This is a genomic window from Castellaniella sp. (genome assembly GCF_034674885.1).
Taxonomy (GTDB): domain Bacteria; phylum Pseudomonadota; class Gammaproteobacteria; order Burkholderiales; family Burkholderiaceae_B; genus Castellaniella.
The window spans coordinates 113,511-131,952 of sequence record NZ_JAUCDS010000005.1 but is presented as its reverse complement, the minus strand read 5'-3'; the positions used below and the strand labels follow the sequence as shown (position 1 = coordinate 131,952).

15 protein-coding genes, 1 other RNA gene and 1 pseudogene are annotated in these 18,442 nt (G+C 65.3%); 2 read left to right on the top strand and 15 right to left on the bottom strand.

Annotated elements, in window-relative coordinates; genetic code table 11:
• Together carB and carA are read right to left on the bottom strand one after the other, a co-directional pair.
• A pseudogene (gene carB, locus VDP74_RS05375) lies at positions 1 to 817 on the bottom strand (carbamoyl phosphate synthase large subunit); the annotation flags it as partial.
• Positions 818 to 833: 16 nt separating this feature from the next.
• Entirely contained in the window at positions 834 to 2,003 is a 1,170-nt protein-coding gene (gene carA / locus VDP74_RS05370; RefSeq protein ID WP_416232934.1) for a glutamine-hydrolyzing carbamoyl-phosphate synthase small subunit, read from the bottom strand.
• A 216-nt stretch (positions 2,004 to 2,219) separates the two neighbouring features.
• On the opposite strand from carA, the gene tal reads away from it, so the two are divergent.
• The gene (gene tal / locus VDP74_RS05365) at positions 2,220 to 3,173 is read left to right on the top strand and encodes a transaldolase (RefSeq protein WP_322998597.1); all 954 of its coding nucleotides are present in this window, start codon (positions 2,220 to 2,222) and stop codon (positions 3,171 to 3,173) included.
• Here the strand turns inward: tal and VDP74_RS05360 are convergent.
• The 10 genes from VDP74_RS05360 to tkt form a co-directional block, all read right to left on the bottom strand.
• Positions 3,170 to 3,961: an ABC transporter permease gene (locus VDP74_RS05360; RefSeq protein WP_322998596.1), complete on the bottom strand. Its 792-nt coding sequence runs from the start codon at positions 3,959 to 3,961 to the stop codon at positions 3,170 to 3,172. The genes tal and VDP74_RS05360 overlap by 4 nt on opposite strands.
• 61 nt (positions 3,962 to 4,022) lie before the next feature.
• A complete protein-coding gene (locus VDP74_RS05355) occupies positions 4,023 to 4,865 on the bottom strand; it encodes an ABC transporter ATP-binding protein (RefSeq protein ID WP_322998595.1) in 843 nt (280 codons plus the stop codon).
• Positions 4,858 to 5,904, bottom strand: a complete 1,047-nt coding sequence (locus VDP74_RS05350; protein WP_322998594.1) for an ABC transporter substrate-binding protein — start codon at positions 5,902 to 5,904, stop codon at positions 4,858 to 4,860. Before VDP74_RS05350 ends, VDP74_RS05355 begins: the two co-directional genes overlap by 8 nt.
• 154 nt (positions 5,905 to 6,058) lie before the next feature.
• Complete coding sequence (recR, locus tag VDP74_RS05345; protein WP_322998593.1) at positions 6,059 to 6,667, bottom strand: recombination mediator RecR; 609 nt, start codon at positions 6,665 to 6,667, stop codon at positions 6,059 to 6,061.
• A 1-nt stretch (position 6,668) separates the two neighbouring features.
• Positions 6,669 to 6,995 carry a YbaB/EbfC family nucleoid-associated protein gene (locus VDP74_RS05340; protein WP_322998592.1) on the bottom strand — a complete coding sequence of 109 codons (327 nt, stop codon included), beginning with the start codon at positions 6,993 to 6,995 and terminating at the stop codon, positions 6,669 to 6,671.
• 87 nt (positions 6,996 to 7,082) lie between these two features.
• Positions 7,083 to 9,101, bottom strand: a complete 2,019-nt coding sequence (dnaX, locus tag VDP74_RS05335; RefSeq protein ID WP_322998591.1) for a DNA polymerase III subunit gamma/tau — start codon at positions 9,099 to 9,101, stop codon at positions 7,083 to 7,085.
• Positions 9,102 to 9,132: 31 nt separating this feature from the next.
• Positions 9,133 to 9,230: signal recognition particle sRNA small type (ffs, locus tag VDP74_RS05330), an RNA gene on the bottom strand.
• A 19-nt stretch (positions 9,231 to 9,249) separates the two neighbouring features.
• Positions 9,250 to 10,437 carry a phosphoglycerate kinase gene (locus tag VDP74_RS05325; protein ID WP_322998590.1) on the bottom strand — a complete coding sequence of 396 codons (1,188 nt, stop codon included), beginning with the start codon at positions 10,435 to 10,437 and terminating at the stop codon, positions 9,250 to 9,252.
• A gap of 81 nt (positions 10,438 to 10,518) precedes the next feature.
• A complete protein-coding gene (gene gap, locus VDP74_RS05320; RefSeq protein ID WP_322998589.1) occupies positions 10,519 to 11,529 on the bottom strand; it encodes a type I glyceraldehyde-3-phosphate dehydrogenase in 1,011 nt (336 codons plus the stop codon).
• 12 nt (positions 11,530 to 11,541) lie between these two features.
• Positions 11,542 to 13,587: a transketolase gene (tkt, locus tag VDP74_RS05315; protein ID WP_322998588.1), complete on the bottom strand. Its 2,046-nt coding sequence runs from the start codon at positions 13,585 to 13,587 to the stop codon at positions 11,542 to 11,544.
• A 137-nt stretch (positions 13,588 to 13,724) separates the two neighbouring features.
• Here tkt and VDP74_RS05310 point away from each other — a divergent pair, with 137 nt between their 5' ends.
• Positions 13,725 to 14,447, top strand: a complete 723-nt coding sequence (locus VDP74_RS05310) for a 16S rRNA (uracil(1498)-N(3))-methyltransferase (RefSeq protein WP_322998587.1) — start codon at positions 13,725 to 13,727, stop codon at positions 14,445 to 14,447.
• 10 nt (positions 14,448 to 14,457) lie between these two features.
• Here VDP74_RS05310 and VDP74_RS05305 read toward each other — a convergent pair whose 3' ends face one another.
• The 3 genes from VDP74_RS05305 to VDP74_RS05295 are packed head-to-tail and all read right to left on the bottom strand — an operon-like array spanning position 14,458 to position 18,399.
• On the bottom strand, positions 14,458 to 14,928 hold the full coding sequence (locus tag VDP74_RS05305) for a barstar family protein (protein ID WP_416232933.1): 471 nt from the start codon (positions 14,926 to 14,928) through the stop codon (positions 14,458 to 14,460).
• The gene (locus VDP74_RS05300; protein WP_322998585.1) at positions 14,916 to 16,130 is read right to left on the bottom strand and encodes a patatin-like phospholipase family protein; all 1,215 of its coding nucleotides are present in this window, start codon (positions 16,128 to 16,130) and stop codon (positions 14,916 to 14,918) included. Before VDP74_RS05300 ends, VDP74_RS05305 begins: the two co-directional genes overlap by 13 nt.
• Positions 16,105 to 18,399 carry an NADP-dependent malic enzyme gene (locus VDP74_RS05295; RefSeq protein WP_322998584.1) on the bottom strand — a complete coding sequence of 765 codons (2,295 nt, stop codon included), beginning with the start codon at positions 18,397 to 18,399 and terminating at the stop codon, positions 16,105 to 16,107. The genes VDP74_RS05300 and VDP74_RS05295 overlap by 26 nt, the downstream gene beginning before the upstream one ends.
• Between the last annotated feature and the right edge of the window lie 43 nt (positions 18,400 to 18,442).

Here is an 18,442-nt window from a genome sequence, read left to right as displayed (position 1 = left end):
TGCGCATGATCTGGTATTCCTTGTCGGTCAGCGTCTGCGCCGGGGCGACCGTGATTGAATCCCCGGTATGCACGCCCATGGGATCCAGGTTCTCGATGGCGCACACGATGATGCAGTTATCGGCGCTGTCGCGCACGACTTCCATCTCGAATTCCTTCCAGCCCAGCAACGATTCCTCGATCAGCAACTCGCGCGTGGGCGATGCTTCCAGGCCGCGACGGCAGATGGTCTCGAATTCTTCGGCGTTGTAGGCGATACCCCCGCCCGTACCGCCCAGCGTGAAGCTGGGGCGGATGACGGTGGGAAAGCCCGAACTGCCCAATTCGGCGGCAATGCGCTTCTGCACCGCCCAGGCCTCGTCCATGCTGTGGGCAACGCCCGATTTTGCGGATTCCAGACCGATGGCGGTCATGGCGTCCTTGAACTTCAGGCGGTCTTCGGCCTTTTCGATGGCGGCCGCATTGGCGCCGATCAGTTCGACCCCGTGTTTTTGCAGCACGCCATGGCGATCCAGGTCCAGCGCACAATTCAGCGCCGTCTGGCCGCCCATGGTGGGCAGGACGGCGTCGGGCTTTTCGATCTCGATGATCTTTTCCAGGGCCTGCCAGGTGATGGGTTCGATGTAGGTGACGTCGGCCGTTTCCGGGTCCGTCATGATGGTGGCGGGATTGCTGTTGACCAGGATGGTGCGAAAGCCGTCGGCCTTCAGGGCCTTGCAGGCCTGAGCGCCGGAATAGTCGAATTCGCAAGCCTGGCCGATGATGATCGGGCCCGCCCCGATGATGAGGATGCTTTGGATGTCTGAACGCTTGGGCATGAGAGAACGGTATCGGTTATTTGGACGACTGGGCTTTGTGCTGTGCCATCAGGTCGATGAACTTGTCGAACAGCACCAGGATGTCGTGGGGGCCGGGGCTGGCTTCGGGGTGGCCCTGGAAGCAGAACACGGGTTTGTCGGTGAGTTCGAACCCCTGCAGCGTGCCATCGAACAGCGAGACGTGCGTCACGCGGGCGTTGGCCGGCAGGCTGTCGCCATCGACGGTGAAGCCGTGGTTCTGGCTGGTGATGAACACGCGCTTGCTGTCCAGATCCTGCACCGGGTGGTTGGCGCCATGGTGGCCGGTTTTCATTTTGATCGTGCGCCCACCCAAGGTCAGGCCCAGCACCTGCTGACCCAGGCAGATGCCGAACAGCGGAATGCCGCGTTCCAGCACGGCCTGGCAGGTTTCGACGGCATATTGGCAAGCGGCGGGGTCGCCAGGCCCGTTGGACAGGAACACCCCATCCGGGTTTTGCGCCAGGATGTCTGCCGCCGGCGTGGTGGCCGGCACCAGGGTGATGCGGCAGCCGCGATCGGCCAGCAGGCGCAGGATGTTGGTCTTGATCCCGTAATCGTAGGCAATCACGTGGTAGTCGGCGGAGTCCTGGCGGCGGAAGCCGCGTCCCAGCTGCCAGGTGCCCTGCACCCAGGCTCCGGCCTTGGCCGTGGTGACCTTCAGCGCCAGGTCCTGGCCTTCCATGCCGCCAAAGCCGCGCGCCAGTTCCACGGCGCGCTCGACATCGTCGCCCACCATGATGCAGGCGCCCTGGGCGCCGCGTTCGCGCAGGATGCGCGTCAGTTTGCGCGTATCCACGCCCGAGATGGCGACGATGCCCTGCGACTTCAGGTAGTCGGGCAGGGACTGCGTGGCCCGGAAATTGGACACTCGCGCCGGACAGTCGCGCACCACCAGGCCGGCAGCATGGACCTGGCTGGATTCGACGTCTTCGGCATTGACGCCCGTATTGCCGATGTGGGGATAGGTCAGGGTGACGATCTGACCGCTGTAGCTGGGATCGGTCAGGATTTCCTGGTAGCCTGTCATGGCCGTGTTGAACACGATCTCGGCCACGGTGAATCCGTCGGCGCCTATGGAGACGCCCCGAAATACGGTACCGTCCGCCAAGGCAAGGATTGCTGGAACGAGCCCTGTAGGACCCTCAGGAAAGATTGACGGCAGCAAAATGGTACCCCGGTTGTAAAGTCTGCATGTAAACCTTCCTATTATACAGTTTCATGCGCCTCGCTCTCCGATCCCGCCCCGTCGGATTCCGGTCCGCCGTCCCGCATCCGCACCGCACCCGAAGTCGACGGCGTGGATGCTTCCACAGGGCGAAGTCCGGCAAAAATGGTCTACAGTAAGAGCTTTTCACCGTTCTTATCAGAGAGTACCGCCTTCATGAGCCATCAACTCGACGCCCTGCGCGCGCTGACGACCGTCGTGGCCGACACGGGGGATTTTGAAACCATGCGGGCCTACCGGCCCACGGACGCGACCACCAATCCATCGCTGATCCTGAAGGCGGTGCAGCAGGATGCCTATCGTCCGCTGCTGGACCAGGTACTGCGCGACCACCCCTCGGCATCGCAGGCCGAACAGATCGACCGGCTGCTGGTGGCTTTTGGGCGGGAAATCCTGGCCATCGTGCCCGGCCGGGTATCGACCGAAGTGGACGCCCGACTGTCCTTCGACACGCAGGCCAGCATCGAGCGGGCGCGGCAGATCATCACACTGTACGCATCCCACGGGATCGATCGCGAACGCGTCCTGATCAAGCTGGCCGCGACCTGGGAAGGCATCCAGGCGGCCCGGGTACTGGAAACCGAGGGTATCCACTGCAATCTCACGCTGCTGTTCTCGCTGACGCAGGCCATCGCCTGCGCCCAGGCACGGGTCACCCTGATCTCGCCTTTCGTGGGCCGAATCTACGACTGGTACAAGAAGGCCGCCGGGCCGGATTGGGACGAAGCCGCGAACGCGGGGGCCCGCGATCCCGGCGTGCAGTCGGTGGCTCGCATCTACGGGTATTTCAAGGCCTACGACATCCCTACGCAGGTGATGGGGGCCAGTTTTCGCAACATCGGGCAGATCCGGGCGCTGGCCGGCTGCGATCTGCTGACGATCAGCCCTGCCCTGCTGGGGGAACTGGCGGCATCCAGCGACCCGCTGCCGGCAGCGCTGTCGGTGGCCGATGCAAAGGCGAACGCGCCGGAATGGCTGGCCAGCAATGAAGTCGCCTTCCGCACGCACCTGAACCAGGATGCGATGGCGACGGAAAAACTCGCTGAAGGCATCCGGATCTTCACGGCGGATGCCGTGAAGCTGGATGCGCTGGTGGGGAAATCGGCCTAGGTCCTGTCCGTCGCACCCGGCCCCGGCTGCCAGACCAGCAGGCGGCGCTCGGCCAGGGACACTGCGCCATCCAGCAGCAGAGCGAAGATCGTCAGGACGACGATGCCGGCAAAGACCGTGTTCACGTCCAGCGTGCCTTCGGCCTGCAGGATCAGGTAGCCCACGCCGGCGGCGGAACCCAGGTATTCGCCGACCACCGCGCCCACGAAGGCCAGGCCCACGGATGTGTGCAGGCTGGAAAACACCCAGCTGGTGGCCGAGGGAATGTACACGTGACGCAGCAACTGGCGGCGCGTGGCGCCCAGCATTCTGGCGTTGTCCAATAAGGTCGGCGAGACTTCCCGCACGCCTCGGTAGACGTTGAAGAAGACGATGAAGAACACCAGGGTGACCGCCAGGGCGACCTTGGACCAGATCCCCAGGCCGAACCACATGCCGAAGATCGGCGCCAGGATGACACGCGGCATGGAATTGGCGGCGGTCACGTAGGGTTCCAGCAAGGCGCTGGCGCTGCGTGACAGGCCCAGCCACAGGCCAAAGCCCAGGCCGCCGACCGTGCCGATGAAAAAGGCCAGCACGGTTTCGGACAAAGTGATCCACAGGTGGCGGTAGACGCTGGCATCAGTGACGAACCAGGCCCAGATGACCTGAGCGACCTCCAGGGGCCGACCAAAGAAAAAAGCGATGTTCCGGTTCAGCGAGGCCCAATACCAGATCAGCAGGATGGCGGCCAACAGGGCCACTTGCAGCGTCCGCAGCACGGGCCGGGACAGTTCGTCGGATTTCATGATGGATACAGCTCCGGTTCAAACCCCGGCACCCATGGCGCGCCGGGCGATCAGCCTGCGATCAGGCCTGCTTCTGGCGTTCGTAGCCCTTCAGGACTTCGTCGCGCAGCACGGCCCAGATGCCCTGGTGCAGTTCGATGAAACGAGGATGCATGCGGACCTCGGCCACGTCGCGCGGGCGCGGGATGTCGATGATGAATTCGCCGATCGGATGGGTGGCAGGCCCGGCCGACAACACCACGACACGGTCGCTCATGGCGATGGCCTCGTCCAGATCGTGGGTGATGAAGAGCACGGCCTTGCGGCGCGCCATCCAGAGATCCAGGACTTCGTTTTCCATCAGCTGGCGGGTCTGGATGTCCAGTGCGGAAAAGGGCTCGTCCATCAGGATGATGTCGGGGTCGCGGATCAGGGTCTGGGCCAGCATGGCGCGTTTGCGCATGCCGCTAGACATCTGGTGCGGATAGCGGTTCTCGAAACCGCCCAGCCCGACCCTGCGCAGCCAGTCGCGCCCCTGCTCTGCGGCGTCAGTTGCCGACACCCCGGCAAATTCCAGGCCGGCGATGACATTGGCCAGGGCATTGCGCCAGGGCATCAGGGCGTCGCCCTGGAACATGTAGCCCGCCCGATGATTGATGCCGTGCAGGGCTTCGCCAAAGACGCTGACCTGGCCGGACGAAGGTCGCAGCAGGCCGGCGGCCATATTCAGCAACGTGGATTTGCCGCAGCCCGTCGGCCCGACGACGGAGACGAATTCGCCGGGCGCCACCGTCAGGATGGCGTCCTTCATGGCGGTATAGGACGAGCCGTCGGGTGACGTGAACGTGCACGTCACCCGGTCGAGCAGCAAGGCAGGCGGCTGCCCGGCCGGACCAGGGGGCGGGACAATCTGCGGATCAGCCATGCGGATATTTCTGATCGGCCTTGATGGCGAACTGGTTGGTCCAGATCCGCGAGATGTCGATCTTCGTGCGGTCGAAATGCGGCACGAATTCCGCCAACGCATTCAAGGCGGTCTGCGGGCCGTCCTCGGGCACCATGCCGTCGGGCGAGAGGGCTTCGCGGTTGCCCTTCAGGGCCAGCTTGTAGAGGTCCGGGTCGCCCAGCAGATAGGATTCGGGCACGAGTTTGGCGATCTCGTCGGGCGTCACGGCCTGGATCCATTTGTCGGCCCGCACGATGGCATTGGCCAGGGCCTGGGTGGTATTGGGATTGGCGTCGATGAAGGCCTGCGAGGTGTACAGGCAACCAGAAGGCATGTTGCCGCCGAAGATCTGGTGCGCGTCTTTCAGGGTGCGCGTATCGGCGATGATCTGGATGGCGTCTTCTTTGGCCAGGGTGCTGATGACAGGATCCAGGTTCGCAATGGCGTCGATCTGCCCGGTGCGCAGCGCCGTCACGGCCCCGGCCCCGGCCCCCACCCCGATGTAGGACACGTCGGAGGGTTTGAGGCCATGCTGGGCCAGGAAGAAGCTGGCCATCATGTTGGTCGAGGACCCCGGCGCCGTCACGCCGATCTTCTTGCCCTTCAGGTCGGCCGGCGTCTTGTAGTCGGGCAGCGTCTTTTTGGACACGCCCAGCACGATCATCGGCGCGCGCCCCTGCAGGACGAAACAGCGATAGAACTGGCCCTTGGCCTGCAGATTGATGGTGTGTTCGAAGGCACCGGACACGATGTCGGCGCTGCCGCCCACCACGGCCTGCAATGCCTTCGACCCGCCTGCGAAGTCGGCGATAGTGGCATCCAGGCCTTCTGCCTTGAAGTAGCCTTTCAGGTGCGCCACGGACAAGGGCAGGTAATAGATCAGGGGCTGGCCGCCGACCGCGATGGTCAGGGATTTCTTTTCCAGGGCGCCCACCTGGGCACGGACCACGCCGGGCAAGGCGCCCAGCATACCCGCCACACCGGCGGTCTTCAGCAATTCACGGCGAGAAATTGGCATGGTCTTGTCTCCTTATGTTTGGACACCAAGCCAGCATGATAACGCGTCTGCGGGCGACCACCTCGCGGCTTGCATGCCGCTCGGATTCGCCAGGCACAGAACAGTTCGCAAGGGACTGTTCTGCGTCCGAGTTCATCCCCCACGCTTCACGTGGCTACCCTGATCGGCGTTCCATCAGCGCCCAGGCGATGGTGCCTGCGTCGACATATTCCAGTTCGCTGCCGCTGGGCACGCCCCGCGCCAGCCGCGTGACCGTCAGGCCGCGCCCCCGCAGCATGTCGGACAGGTAATACGCCGTGGTTTCGCCTTCTGCCGTGAAATTGGTCGCCAGGATCACCTCGCGCACCTGGCCATCGGTCGCCCGTTCCAGCAGGCGGGCGAACTGGACCTGATCGGGGCCGACGCCTTCCAGGGGGGCCAGGCGGCCCATCAGCACGTAATACAGGCCCTGGTACCCATGGCTGGCCTCGATCATGTTCTGATCGGCCGGGGTCTCCACCACGCACAGCAGCGACGCGTCGCGGTCCGGATTTTCGCAGGTCGCGCACAACGGCGTCTGGGAAAAGGAATTGCAGCGCTCGCAATGACACAGCCCGGTGACGGCATCGCGCAGCGCATCGCCCAGTTTCAGGGCCGCGTCTGGGTCATGCTGCAGCAGGTAGTAGGCCATGCGCCGGGCCGTGCGCACACCGACGCCCGGCAGGCCGCGCAGGGCATCGATCAGAGCCCGCAGGGGTTCGGGTTCGGGCAGGCCCGCCGCCATGTCAGAACGGCAGCTTCATGCCCGCAGGCAGGGACATGCCGGCCGTGACGGCGGACATCTTTTCCTGGGCGGTGGCTTCGGCCTTGCGCTGCGCGTCGTTGAAGGCAGCAGCGACCAGGTCTTCGATCATGTCGCGATCATCGTCGAACAGCGACGGATCGATGGCGACACGCTTGACATCGTATTTGCAGCTCATGGTGACCTTCACCAGGCCGCCGCCGGCTGCGCCCTCGACGATCAGTTCGGCCAGGGCATCCTGAGCCTTCTTCATGTTTTCCTGCATCTGCTGGGCCTGACGCATCAAGCCGGCAATCTGACCTTTCATCATGGTGATGTCCTGATTGGGTGGGGTGGAACAAAAACAGGGACTATACCCCAGTGTTCCGTTCGGTTAATGCGCGTACTCAAATACGGATCAACCCAACGGGGCACCCGGCGGGCGAACGGTCCCCGGGACCAGGCGAGCGGCGAATTGCCCGACCAGCGCCTGGACCAGAACATCGTGTTCCGCCGCGTCTTCAGCAGCCTGCTGGCGCTGGGCGCGAGCCGCCTGGTCCACGGCGGCAGCCGTATCGTCGCCCGTGCTGCCATATTCGACGTCCAGGCGCAGCACACGGCCGAAGTATTCCGACAATACCGTGCGCAGGCGGTCATGGGCGCCGCCTTCGGTGTAGGTGTGGATGGCCACGCGCAGGCGGACCTGATGCCCGTCGCCGCCCAGCCATTCGCTGTTCAGCGCCAGCGCACGCGCCGCCCCCGTGACGGGCAGCTCGGCGGCCAGCGCAGGCCATCCGGCCGCCGACAGACTGGCGGGATCGGGCGTCTCGAGCACGGCCGGCGCCGAGGCCCCGGGCAGGTCCGACAGCCGCACGGGCAGGTCTTCCGCATCCAGGTCGCCGGCTGCGGCCACGGCATCGAAATCATCCGGCAAGTCCGGCACATCGGCAGTCCAGTCCTGGCCTGCGTGTTCCGGTTCGTCGTGCGGCACGCCAGCATCCGCAGCGGAGTCTTCCGACGCGGCAGACAAGTCAGATGCAACGGCGGTCGTGCCATGCGCAACCGGCGCTGCCGGCGGGGCGCTGGGCGCAGCAACCGCTGCCGGCGCGGCGGCGGGCTCTGCTGCCGGCTCTGCTGCGGGCAGCGAGGAATCTTCGGATCCGGCATCGTCCCAGGCGGGCGGATCGGCCACGGGGACGGGCGTTGCAACAGGCGCGGCAGCTATCGGAGCCGGCGCGGCGGCGGGAACCTCGACAGAGGCAACCGCCGCCGGCGACGCGGATGCGGCAGACGACGCAAGCGCTGCGGTCCCGGGACGAACCGTCGGCGGATCGAGCAGCACGGGCGGCACGCGATCCGCAGGCAGCAAGGCCAGCATGCGCAGGCACGCCATGACGAAGCCGGCGTATTCGTCCGGCGCCAGGGCCAGTTCGTGGCGACTGTGCACCGCGACGGCATAGAAGAGCTGCACGTCGTCCGGACCCAGGCTGGCCGCCAAAGTCTGGACGTCGTCCGCCAGAGGGTCGTCCGCCTGGGCATGCCCCAGGCGCTGCGCGATGGCAACCCGGGACAACAGGACGGCCAGGTCTGCAAGCGCCGCCTGGAACGACAGGCCGCGAGCTGCAAGTTCGTCCGCCACTGCCAGGATGCCGGGCGCATCGGCAGCCGCCAGGGCCCGCAACAGCGCGACCAGATGGTGCTGGTCCAGGGTGCCCAGCATCTCGCCCACGGCGGCGGCCGTGAGATTGCCTGCCGCATAGGAAATGGCCTGATCGGTCAGGGACAGGGCATCCCGCATCGAGCCCGCCGCCGCCTGGGCGATCAGGCGCAGACCCTGGGCATCGGCCGGAATGGATTCCTGCTGCAGGACGTGCTGCAGGTGCTCGACGATGGCCGGCACCGTCATCTGCTTCAGGTTGAACTGCAGGCAGCGCGACAGGACTGTCACGGGAATTTTCTGCGGATCGGTGGTGGCCAGGATGAACTTGACGTGCTCGGGCGGCTCTTCCAGGGTCTTCAGCATGGCGTTGAAGGCATGCCCGGTGAGCATGTGGACTTCGTCGATCATGTAGACCTTGTAGCGGCCGGCGGACGGCGCGTACACCGCCTGTTCCAGCAGCTGGGTCATTTCGTCCACGCCCCGGTTGGACGCCGCATCCAGTTCGATGTAGTCGACGTAGCGCCCGGCATCGATTTCCGTGCAGGCCTGGCAGTGGCCGCAGGGAGTGGCCGTGACGCCGTCTGCGCAGTTCAGGGATTTCGCCAGGATGCGCGACAAGGTGGTCTTGCCCACCCCCCGGGTGCCGGTGAACAGCCACGCATGGTGCAGGCGGCCCGATGACAGTGCATGGGTCAGCGCGCGGACCACGTGGTCCTGGCCGATCAGTGTATCGAAGGAACGGGGGCGCCATTTGCGCGCCAGAACGAGATAGCTCATGAGTCGGTCGCCGCCCGGAAAAGACAAAAGGAAAGGCGAGCCTGACTTCGGCACTGGTTCTGCACGGCTGTGGCTGCTTCGTTCCCGACCTGACCAGGTTCACCGCCGAACCATGCGAAGGGGCCCGCCTTCTGAATTCTAACAGACCTCAGGCACTTCGCGCCTGCAGCGCTGCCACGGCCGGCAGCGTCTTGCCTTCCAGGAATTCCAGGAAAGCCCCGCCCCCGGTGGAAATGTAGCCCACCTGGTCGGCAATGCCGTATTTCGCGATGGCCGCCAGGGTGTCCCCGCCACCGGCAATGGAAAAACCATCCGATTCGGCAATCGCCTGGGCAATGACCCGGGTGCCTTCGGCAAAGGCATCGAACTCGAAGACGCCCACGGGGCCGTTCCAGACGATGGTGCCTGCCTGGCGCAGCTGTTGCGCCAGCCGCGCCGCCGTCTGCGGGCCGATGTCCAGGATCAGATCGTCGGCAGCCACGTCGGCGGCTGGCTTGACCGTGGCCGTCGCATCGGCGGCGAACGTCTTTGCCACGACCACGTCCACGGGAATCGGCACCTGCACACCCCGCGCCTGCATGGCCTGGATGACGGCCTGGGCCTGGTCCACCTGGTCTGGTTCGGCCAGAGATTTGCCGATGGGCAGGCCTGCGGCCAGCATGAAGGTGTTGGCGATCCCGCCGCCCACGATCAACTGATCGACCTTGTCGGCCAGGGCCTGCAGGATGGAGAGTTTGGTGGAGACCTTCGAGCCGCCCACGATGGCCACCATGGGACGGCGCGGCGCCTGCAAGGCGCGGCCCAGGGCGTCCAGTTCCGCAGCCAGCAGCGGTCCTGCGCAGGCCACCGGTGCGAAACGGGCCATGCCTTCAGTCGTGGCCTCGGCCCGATGCGCGGTGCCAAAGGCGTCGTTGACGTAGACGTCGCACAGGGCGGCCATGCGGCGGGCCAGATCCGGGTCGTTCTTTTTCTCGCCCGGATTGCAGCGGCAATTTTCCAGCAGCACGACTTCGCCGGCGGCCAGGTCCACCCCATCGACCCAATCGCGCACCAGCCGCACCGGACGGCCCAGCAGTTCCGCCAGGCGCACGGCCACGGGCTGCAGGGTATCGTCCGGGCCGACCACGCCTTCCTTGGGACGGCCCAGGTGGGACGTCACCATGACGGCCGCACCCGCGTCCAGCGCCAGCTGGATGGCCGGCACGGACGCCCGCACGCGGGTATCCTCGGTGATCTGCCCCTGGTCCAGGGGCACGTTCAGATCGGAACGAATGAAAACGCGCTTGCCCGCCAGGGCGCCAACCTGTGCAAGGCCGGAGAGAGTCTGAATGGTCATAGAAATGCGTCTGTCAGTGTGGGAGGCGGCCCGGACATGACAAGGGCGGGTTGCCCCGCCCTGCCATCCGGATGGACTGGATTACTTGGCGGCCATCAGGGCGACCGTGGTATCGAGCATGCGGTTGGAGAAACCCCATTCGTTGTCGTACCAGGACGAGACCTTCACCAGGGAACCGGAGACCTTGGTCAACCCCGCGTCCACGGTGCTGGAGGCCGGGTCGTGGTTGAAGTCGACCGACACCAGCGGTTCGGTGGTGTAGTTCAGGATGCCCTTCAGCGGGCCTTCGGAGGCGGCCTTGAGGATGCCGTTGACCTCGTCCACCGAGGTTTCACGCGCGGCCACGAAGGACAGGTCGACGATGGACACGTTGATCGTCGGCACGCGGATCGCGTAGCCGTCGAGCTTGCCGTTCAGTTCCGGCAGCACCAGGCCGACGGCCGAGGCAGCGCCGGTCTTGGTCGGGATCATGCTGTGCGTGGCCGAACGGGCGCGGCGCAGATCCGAATGGTAGACGTCGGTCAGGACCTGGTCGTTGGTGTACGCATGGATGGTGGTCATCAGGCCGTTGACGATGCCCAGCTGCTGATGCAGGGGATGCACCAGCGGCGCCAGGCAGTTGGTGGTGCACGAGGCGTTGGAGATGACCGTATCGGTCGATTTCAGCACCTGGTGATTGACACCGTAGACGATGGTGGCGTCCACGTCCTTGCCGCCGGGGGCGGAAATGATGACTTTCTTCGCGCCGCCCTTCAGGTGAGCGGATGCCTTTTCCTTGGTGGTGAAAAAGCCCGTGCATTCCAGCACCACGTCCACGTTCAGCTCGCTCCAGGGCAGCTTTGCGGGATCGCGGTCGGCCAGGACGCGGATCCGGTCGCCGTTGACCACCATGAAATCGCCGTCGACCTCGACCGTGCCGGGGAAACGGCCGTGGGCCGTATCGTAGCGGGTCAGGTGGGCGTTGGTTTCAGGATTGCCCAGATCATTGATGGCCACGATCTGGATATCGTGTTTTTTACCGTCTTCGTAGTGGGCACGCAGGATATTGCGGCCGATACGGCCGTAGCCATTGATGGCGACACGGATGGTCATGAAGGATCTCCTTTACAAAAGCTGTTCGACCGTGGCCGCGACATGATCGGCCGTCAGTTTGAAATGTTTGAACAACACACCGGCAGGCGCCGATTCCCCGAACGTGTCGATCCCGACCACAGCACCGGCCGTTCCGACGTATTTGTACCAGGTGGCCGTGCCACCAGCCTCGACAGCCACGCGCGGCAGGCCGGCCGGCAGCACAGTGCTGCGCCAACCGGCATCCTGGGCATCGAAGATCTGAGTGCAGGGCATGGAGACCACGCGCGTGGCAATACCGCGCGCGGCCAACTGATCCTGGGCCTGCAGGGCGAGTTCGACCTCGGACCCGGTGGCGATGATGACGGCGCAGGCGCCCACCATGTCGCGCAGCACATAGCCGCCGCGCGCAATCGCATCGGTGGTGGCGACATCGCGGGCGACGAAGGGCAGGTTCTGGCGCGACAGCAGCAGCGCCGAAGGCCCGCCGTCGTGCACGGCCATGCCCAGGCTGGCCGGGCGCGCCAGGGCGGACTGCCAGGCCACTGCCGTTTCGGTCGTGTCGCACGGGCGCCAGACATGCAGGTTGGGGATCAGGCGCAGGCTGCCGGCGTGCTCAATGGACTGGTGCGTCGGGCCGTCTTCGCCCAGACCGATGGAATCATGCGTGAAGACGTGCACCACGCGCTGGCGCATCAGGGCCGCCATGCGCAGGGCATTGCGGGAGTAGTCGGAAAACGTCAGGAAAGTGCCGCCAAAGGGCAGATAGCCGCCATGCAGGGCCACGCCGTTCATGATGGCCGCCATGCCGAACTCGCGCACGCCGTAATTGATGTGGCGCCCGGCCTGCAGGCCGTCGGCCTTGCGGCGCACGGGCACGACGCCCTTCCAGTCGGTGAAGTTGGACCCGGTAAGGTCGGCCGAGCCCCCAAGCATCTCGGGCAGGATGCCGGCAAATGCCGCGATAGCCTGCTGCGAGGCCTTGCGCGAGGCGATGGATTCCGCCTTGTCCTGCGTGGACATCACATAGTCGCGGGCGCGTTCGACGAAATTCACGGGCAGTTCGCCAGCCATGCGCCGGCAGAGTTCCGCAGCCAGTTCAGGGTAGGCTTCGGCGTAGTGATCGAAGCGCACCTGCCAGTCGGACTGCAGGTGGGCGCCGCGTTCGCGGCCGTTCCAGTAGGCATAGACCTCGCGCGGGATCTCGAAGGGCGGATGATTCCAGCCCATGGCCTTGCGCGCGGCGGCGATCTCGTCCGCGCCCAGGGGCGCGCCGTGGACCTTTTCGGTGCCGGCCTTGGTGGGGGCGCCGCGCCCGATGACGGTGCGGCAGCAGATCAGGGTAGGCCCGCGACCATCGGCGGCATGGGATTTTGCCTGACCGATCGCCGCATCCAGCGCGTTCATGTCGTGGCCGTCGACGCCGCGCAGCACGTTCCAGCCGTAGGCTTCGAAACGCGCCGGCGTATCATCGGCGAACCAGTCCTGAACCTGGCCGTCGATGGAGATGCCGTTGTCGTCGTAGAACACGATCAGGCGCGACAGGCCCAGCGTGCCGGCCAGAGAGCAGGCCTCGTGAGAGATGCCTTCCATGAGGCAGCCGTCGCCCACGAACACGTAGGTGTCGTGATCGATGATCTCATGCCCCGGGCGGTTGAATTCCCGTGCCAGCAGGGCCTGGGCCAACGCCATGCCGACCCCGTTGGCCAGACCCTGGCCCAGCGGCCCGGTCGTGGTTTCCACCCCCGGCGTGATGCCGACTTCCGGGTGTCCCGGGGTTTTGGAATGCAGCTGGCGGAAATTGCGCAGTTCATCCATGGGCAGGTCGTAGCCGCTGAGATGCAGCAGCGCGTACAACAACATCGAGCCATGCCCGTTGGACAGCACGAAGCGATCGCGGTCGAGCCAGGCAGGGTCGGACGGGTTGTGACGCAGATGACGCGTCCAGAGCACATGCGCGATATCCGCCATGCCCATGGGGGCGCCCGGGTGTCCGGAATTGGCTTGTTGGACGGCATCCATGGCCAGTACGCGAATCGCGTTGGCCATGGCGGGATCAGGGGCGGGCAAAGCGCTCATAGGGTCTTGGGGGGCGAACCACGCGGTCATTGCCGCAAGCCTCGCCGCATACAGGATGACAAAGCCCTGAATTTTACCACCCTGCCCGCTCCGGTTTATAGTCCGAGCATTCACGCTGCAGGGACACTCATCCATTCATGCCCACCGCCCGATTTTTCTGTCCGTCGCCACTGCAGGCCGACAGCCGGATCGAATTGCCCGAATCCCTGGCGCATCATGCGATCCGGGTCCTGCGCCTGCCCGCCGGCACGGCCGTGACCCTGTTTGACGGGCGCGGCGGCCAGTACCCCGCCGTGCTGGACATCCAGGGGCGCACCGCCCTGGCGAACGTCGGCCCCCACGAGGCCATCGAGTGCGAACTGCGTGGCCGGCTGACCCTGATCCAGGGCATCGCATCGGGCGACAAGATGGACTGGATCGTGGAAAAGGCCGTCGAACTGGGCGTCAGCGAGCTGATCCCGGTGGCGGCCGAGCGCAGTGTGCTGCGCCTCACCGGTCCGCGCCTGGAAAAGCGCCTGGCGCACTGGCGCGCCATCGTGCAGGCCGCCAGCGAACAATGCGGACGCAACCGCCTGATGCAGGTGCGCGAACCCGCGCCCTTGCGCGACAGCCTGGATCACCTGAGCGGCATCAGCCTGTTCTGCCACCCGGAAGGCGATATTGATTTTCCCCAGGCCCTGGCGGGCGTGGGTGAATGTCTGAACCTGCTCGTGGGACCGGAAGGTGGCTGGTCGCCCGACGAACTGACTCTGGCACGGAGTCGGGGCCTGCAGGGCGTGCGCTTCGGGCCTCGGGTCCTGCGCACGGAAACCGCCGGGCTGGCCATGGTGGCCGCCGCCGGCGCCCTGCTGCGCTGGTGAACGCTGCGGTTCAGTTGTCCTCACGGCCGGAATACGGCGTGGGATCGACGCCGGGTTCGGGGGCGGGATGCGCCCCGGCATGCTGGATCGCGTAGGCGAACACGCGTTCGTTATTCTGGCCGAACTCGACCACGTCGTCGCACACCGCGCGGATGGCTTCGGCATCCTCGGCCAGGGCCGGGTCGCCTGAATGCAGGTGACGGAACCACAGGAACAGCCCGGATTTCTGGTCGCCCAGCGTATCGCACAGGCAATCGTACAGGGCATCCAGATTGCCGCCGAAAAATTCGGGATAGTCGATGGATTTCACCACCGCCCGCAACACGGCGGAGCGGCTGCGCGCGCGGTCGCAATCCACCACAAAAGCCGCCAGGCCGGCCTCGGTGGCGGCCGCCATCGCATCCTGTTCGGACACAACCTGGGCGTCGACGACGCCCCGGGCGAACATTTTGCTTATCTGGGCCTGACTCATGCGGGCCACTCCTTGAAAAAAGCGATGATCTCATCAGCACGGTTCATGCTGTCTGCCCTGCCCAACGCAATCAGGTCGCGGGTGTAGCCTGCTTCGAACAACAAATAAGACGCCAGGGCGCCGCCTGCGGCATCCGCCTTGCGGGGCGATACCCCCAGCACCCGGAACAAGGTCTGCACGGCGCCTGGCAACTCATCCAGATGGTCCAGCGCCATGTCATCCAGTGACCGGCTGGGGGAGACCATCAAGGTATGGATGGGCCGCAGTGACTCGCTTTTTAATCCATTTGCGGGGATTCGCGCAAGCAGCCCATTGATTCGCTCCATGCGTTCCATATCGACCGAGATGCCGTCCAGAAAAATATTGGACAAAGTATGGCCGGCGATCTGCGCCAGGCTGGGATACGCGGGGCTGAGTTCGCGGATGCCGGGCTGTGTTTCATCCTGGTAGTTGGTGCTGATCACGAAGACCCGTTCCGCCCCCAGATGGATGGCCGGACTGATGGGCGCCAGCTGGCGCATCGATCCGTCACCGCACCACAGGGTCCGGTCGCCCATCAGGATCGCCCGTGCCGGGAATACGAAGGGAATGGCGCTGGACGCCAGCAGATGATCCACCCCGATGGAGCAGGCCACCGCCCGTCGCAGCGTGCGCGTCCAGGGCAGGATGCTGCTTTCGCAGGCCTGATAGAAGGTCAGGTGTTCCCCGGTCGTGTAGGCCGTGGCAGTGATGGCCAGAGCCTTCAGGTGCCCGCGATTCAGATTGGTCTGCAAGCGGGAGAAACTGAGCGTTCTGCCCAACAGACCCGCCAGGGGCTCGTTGTTCAGCAGGGAACGCGGGGCATGGCGGGCCAACTGCGGGCGTATCCAGCCCAGGCCGAGCATGCCCAGCCACTGCAGACCGGTGCGCATCAGGCGCGGAGCGTCCGAATAATAGATGTCGCGGGTGTGCAGGGCCTGCCACAGGGCCGACAGGTGGCTGACGGCCCGATGCGGCTGATGGGCGCGGCACGCCAGGGCGGCGGCATTGATGGCCCCCGCCGACGTCCCGCAGATGATATCGAAGGGATTGCGAAACCGGGGGCTGCTGCCCGGGTCCAGCACCTGCAGGACCCCGGACAGCACACCGGCCTGGTAGGCGGCGCGGGCGCCGCCCCCGGTCATGACCAGGCCGACCTGCGGTCGGTCAGGAGCGTCGTGGCTTGTTGGCATCGACCACCGTCAAGGCCGCCATGTTGACGATCCGGCGCACGGTGGAACTGGACGTCAGGATATGCACCGGGGCGCTGGCGCCCAGCAGGAAGGGCCCGACCGCCACATTGCCGCCGGCCGCTGTCTTGAGCAGGTTGTAGGCGATGTTGCCGGCATCGACGCTGGGGCAGATCAACAGATTGGCTTCGCCGTGCAGCGTCGTGGACGGCAGGATGCGCTCGCGCAGCGCCGGATCCAGGGCGCAGTCGCCATGCATCTCGCCGTCGATTTCCAGGTTGGGCGCGCGCTCGCGCACCAGGCTCAGCGCCGCGCGCATTTTCTCGCCCGAGGACGAACTGCCGGTGCCGAAGTTCGAGCGCGACAGCAAGGCGACCTTGGGTTCGATGTTCAGGCGGCGCATTTCCTCGGCCGCCATCAGCGTGATCTCTGCGATCTGTGCCGCATCGGGGTTGTCGTTGACGTGCGTGTCGGCCAGGGCGATGGTGCGTTCTTCGAGCAGCAGGATATTCATGGCAGCGTAGGTCTGCGCGCCCGGCTGCAGGCCCAGCACTTCATCGATGAAGCGCAGGTGGTTGCCGTAGGAACCCACCGTGCCGCAGATCATGCCGTCTGCGTCGCCCAGATGCACCATCATGGCGCCGATGAGCGTCAGGCGGCGGCGCATCTCGACACGCGCCATTTCCTTGGTGATGCCGCGACGGCACATCAGTTCCCAGTATGCGGTCCAGTAATGGTGGAAGCGTTCGTCGTGTTCGGGGTTGGTGACCTCGACGTCCTCGCCCAGGCGGATGCGCAGGCCGTATTTTTCGATACGGGCCGCCAGCACGGCCGGACGGCCGATCAGGATGGGCCTGGCCAGACGTTCATCGACCACGATCTGGACGGCGCGCAGCACGCGTTCGTCTTCCCCTTCGGCAAAGACGATGCGGGATTTGCCGCCTTCGCGCACCATGGCCCGGGCTGCCGAGAACAGCGGCTTCATGAAGGCGCCGGAATGGTAGACGAACTGTTCCAGCTGGCCGGCGTAGCTGTCGAAATCGGCCAGGGGGCGCGTGGCCACGCCGTCTTCCATGGCAGCCTTGGCGACTGCCGGGGAAATACGCACGATCAGCCGTGGATCGAACGGCTTCGGAATGAAGTAATGGGGTCCGAAGGACACGTCGTACAGGCCGTAGGCGGCCGCCACGACGTCGTTCTGTTCCTCGCGGGCCAGTTTGCAGATGGCCATGACGGCGGCTTTTTCCATGCCGCGCGTGATCGTCGTGGCGCCGACGTCCAGCGCCCCCCGGAAGATATAGGGGAAGCACAGGACGTTATTGACCTGGTTGGGGAAGTCGGACCGACCGGTGGCGATGACGACGTCGTCGCGCGCCGCCAGGGCATCGGCCGGCAGGATTTCCGGATTGGGGTTGGCCAGCGCCAGCACCAGCGGGCGAGCGGCCATTTTCTTGACCATGTGGGGCTTGAGCACGCCGCCTGCGGACAGGCCCAGGAAGACGTCGGCATCGCCGATGATGTCGTCCAGCGTCCGGGCATCGGTCTTTTGCGCGAAGCAGGCCTTTTTCGGATCCATCAGGACGGTACGGCCTTCGTAGACCACGCCTTCGATGTCGGAAACCCAGATGTGTTCCAGAGGCAGCCCCATGTCCATCATCAGGTCCAGGCAACCCAGGGCGGCAGCCCCGGCGCCCGACACCACGACCTTGACCTTGGCGACGTCCTTGCCGACGACTTCCAGCCCGTTGATGAACGCAGCCGTCACGCAGATGGCGGTACCGTGCTGGTCATCGTGGAAGACCGGGATATTCATGCGTTCGCGCAGCTTGCGCTCGACCTCGAAGCATTCCGGCGCCTTGATGTCTTCCAGGTTGATGCCGCCGAACGTGGGCTCCAGACCCGCGATGATGTCGACGAGCTTGTCCGGGTCCAGCTCGTTGATCTCGATGTCGAAGACGTCCAGGCCGGAGAATTTCTTGAACAGCACGGCCTTGCCTTCCATGACGGGCTTGGACGCCAGCGGGCCGATGTTGCCCAGGCCCAGCACCGCCGTGCCGTTGGTGATCACGCCGACCAGGTTGCCCCGCCCGGTATAGCGGAAGGCGTTGTGGGCATCAGCGACGATTTCCTCGCAGGCCGCCGCCACCCCGGGGGAATAGGCCAACGCCAGATCCCGCTGATTGGAGAGCTGTTTGGTGGGAGTGACCGAGATTTTGCCGGGACGGCCATGCTCGTGATATTCGAGCGCCGCCGCGCGCAGGGATTCATCCATCGTGATGCCTTGATCAAGTGATATGAGGGGTGATGTCATTCTA

Bases quoted from the DNA above. Each gene is read 5' to 3' on its own strand.
- recR (WP_322998593.1), bottom strand. From the start codon at position 6,667: ATGGCGGCGGGCCTGCCCGAACCCGAACCCCTGCGGGCTCTGATCGAT.
- tal (WP_322998597.1), top strand. From the start codon at position 2,220: ATGAGCCATCAACTCGACGCCCTGCGCGCGCTGACGACCGTCGTGGCC.
- tkt (WP_322998588.1), bottom strand. From the start codon at position 13,587: ATGAGCGCTTTGCCCGCCCCTGATCCCGCCATGGCCAACGCGATTCGC.
- VDP74_RS05340 (WP_322998592.1), bottom strand. From the start codon at position 6,995: ATGATGAAAGGTCAGATTGCCGGCTTGATGCGTCAGGCCCAGCAGATG.
- VDP74_RS05355 (WP_322998595.1), bottom strand. From the start codon at position 4,865: ATGGCTGATCCGCAGATTGTCCCGCCCCCTGGTCCGGCCGGGCAGCCG.
- VDP74_RS05310 (WP_322998587.1), top strand. From the start codon at position 13,725: ATGCCCACCGCCCGATTTTTCTGTCCGTCGCCACTGCAGGCCGACAGC.
- dnaX (WP_322998591.1), bottom strand. From the start codon at position 9,101: ATGAGCTATCTCGTTCTGGCGCGCAAATGGCGCCCCCGTTCCTTCGAT.
- VDP74_RS05325 (WP_322998590.1), bottom strand. From the start codon at position 10,437: ATGACCATTCAGACTCTCTCCGGCCTTGCACAGGTTGGCGCCCTGGCG.
- VDP74_RS05300 (WP_322998585.1), bottom strand. From the start codon at position 16,130: ATGCCAACAAGCCACGACGCTCCTGACCGACCGCAGGTCGGCCTGGTC.
- VDP74_RS05350 (WP_322998594.1), bottom strand. From the start codon at position 5,904: ATGCCAATTTCTCGCCGTGAATTGCTGAAGACCGCCGGTGTGGCGGGT.
- VDP74_RS05295 (WP_322998584.1), bottom strand. From the start codon at position 18,399: ATGGATGAATCCCTGCGCGCGGCGGCGCTCGAATATCACGAGCATGGC.
- VDP74_RS05360 (WP_322998596.1), bottom strand. From the start codon at position 3,961: ATGAAATCCGACGAACTGTCCCGGCCCGTGCTGCGGACGCTGCAAGTG.
- gap (WP_322998589.1), bottom strand. From the start codon at position 11,529: ATGACCATCCGTGTCGCCATCAATGGCTACGGCCGTATCGGCCGCAAT.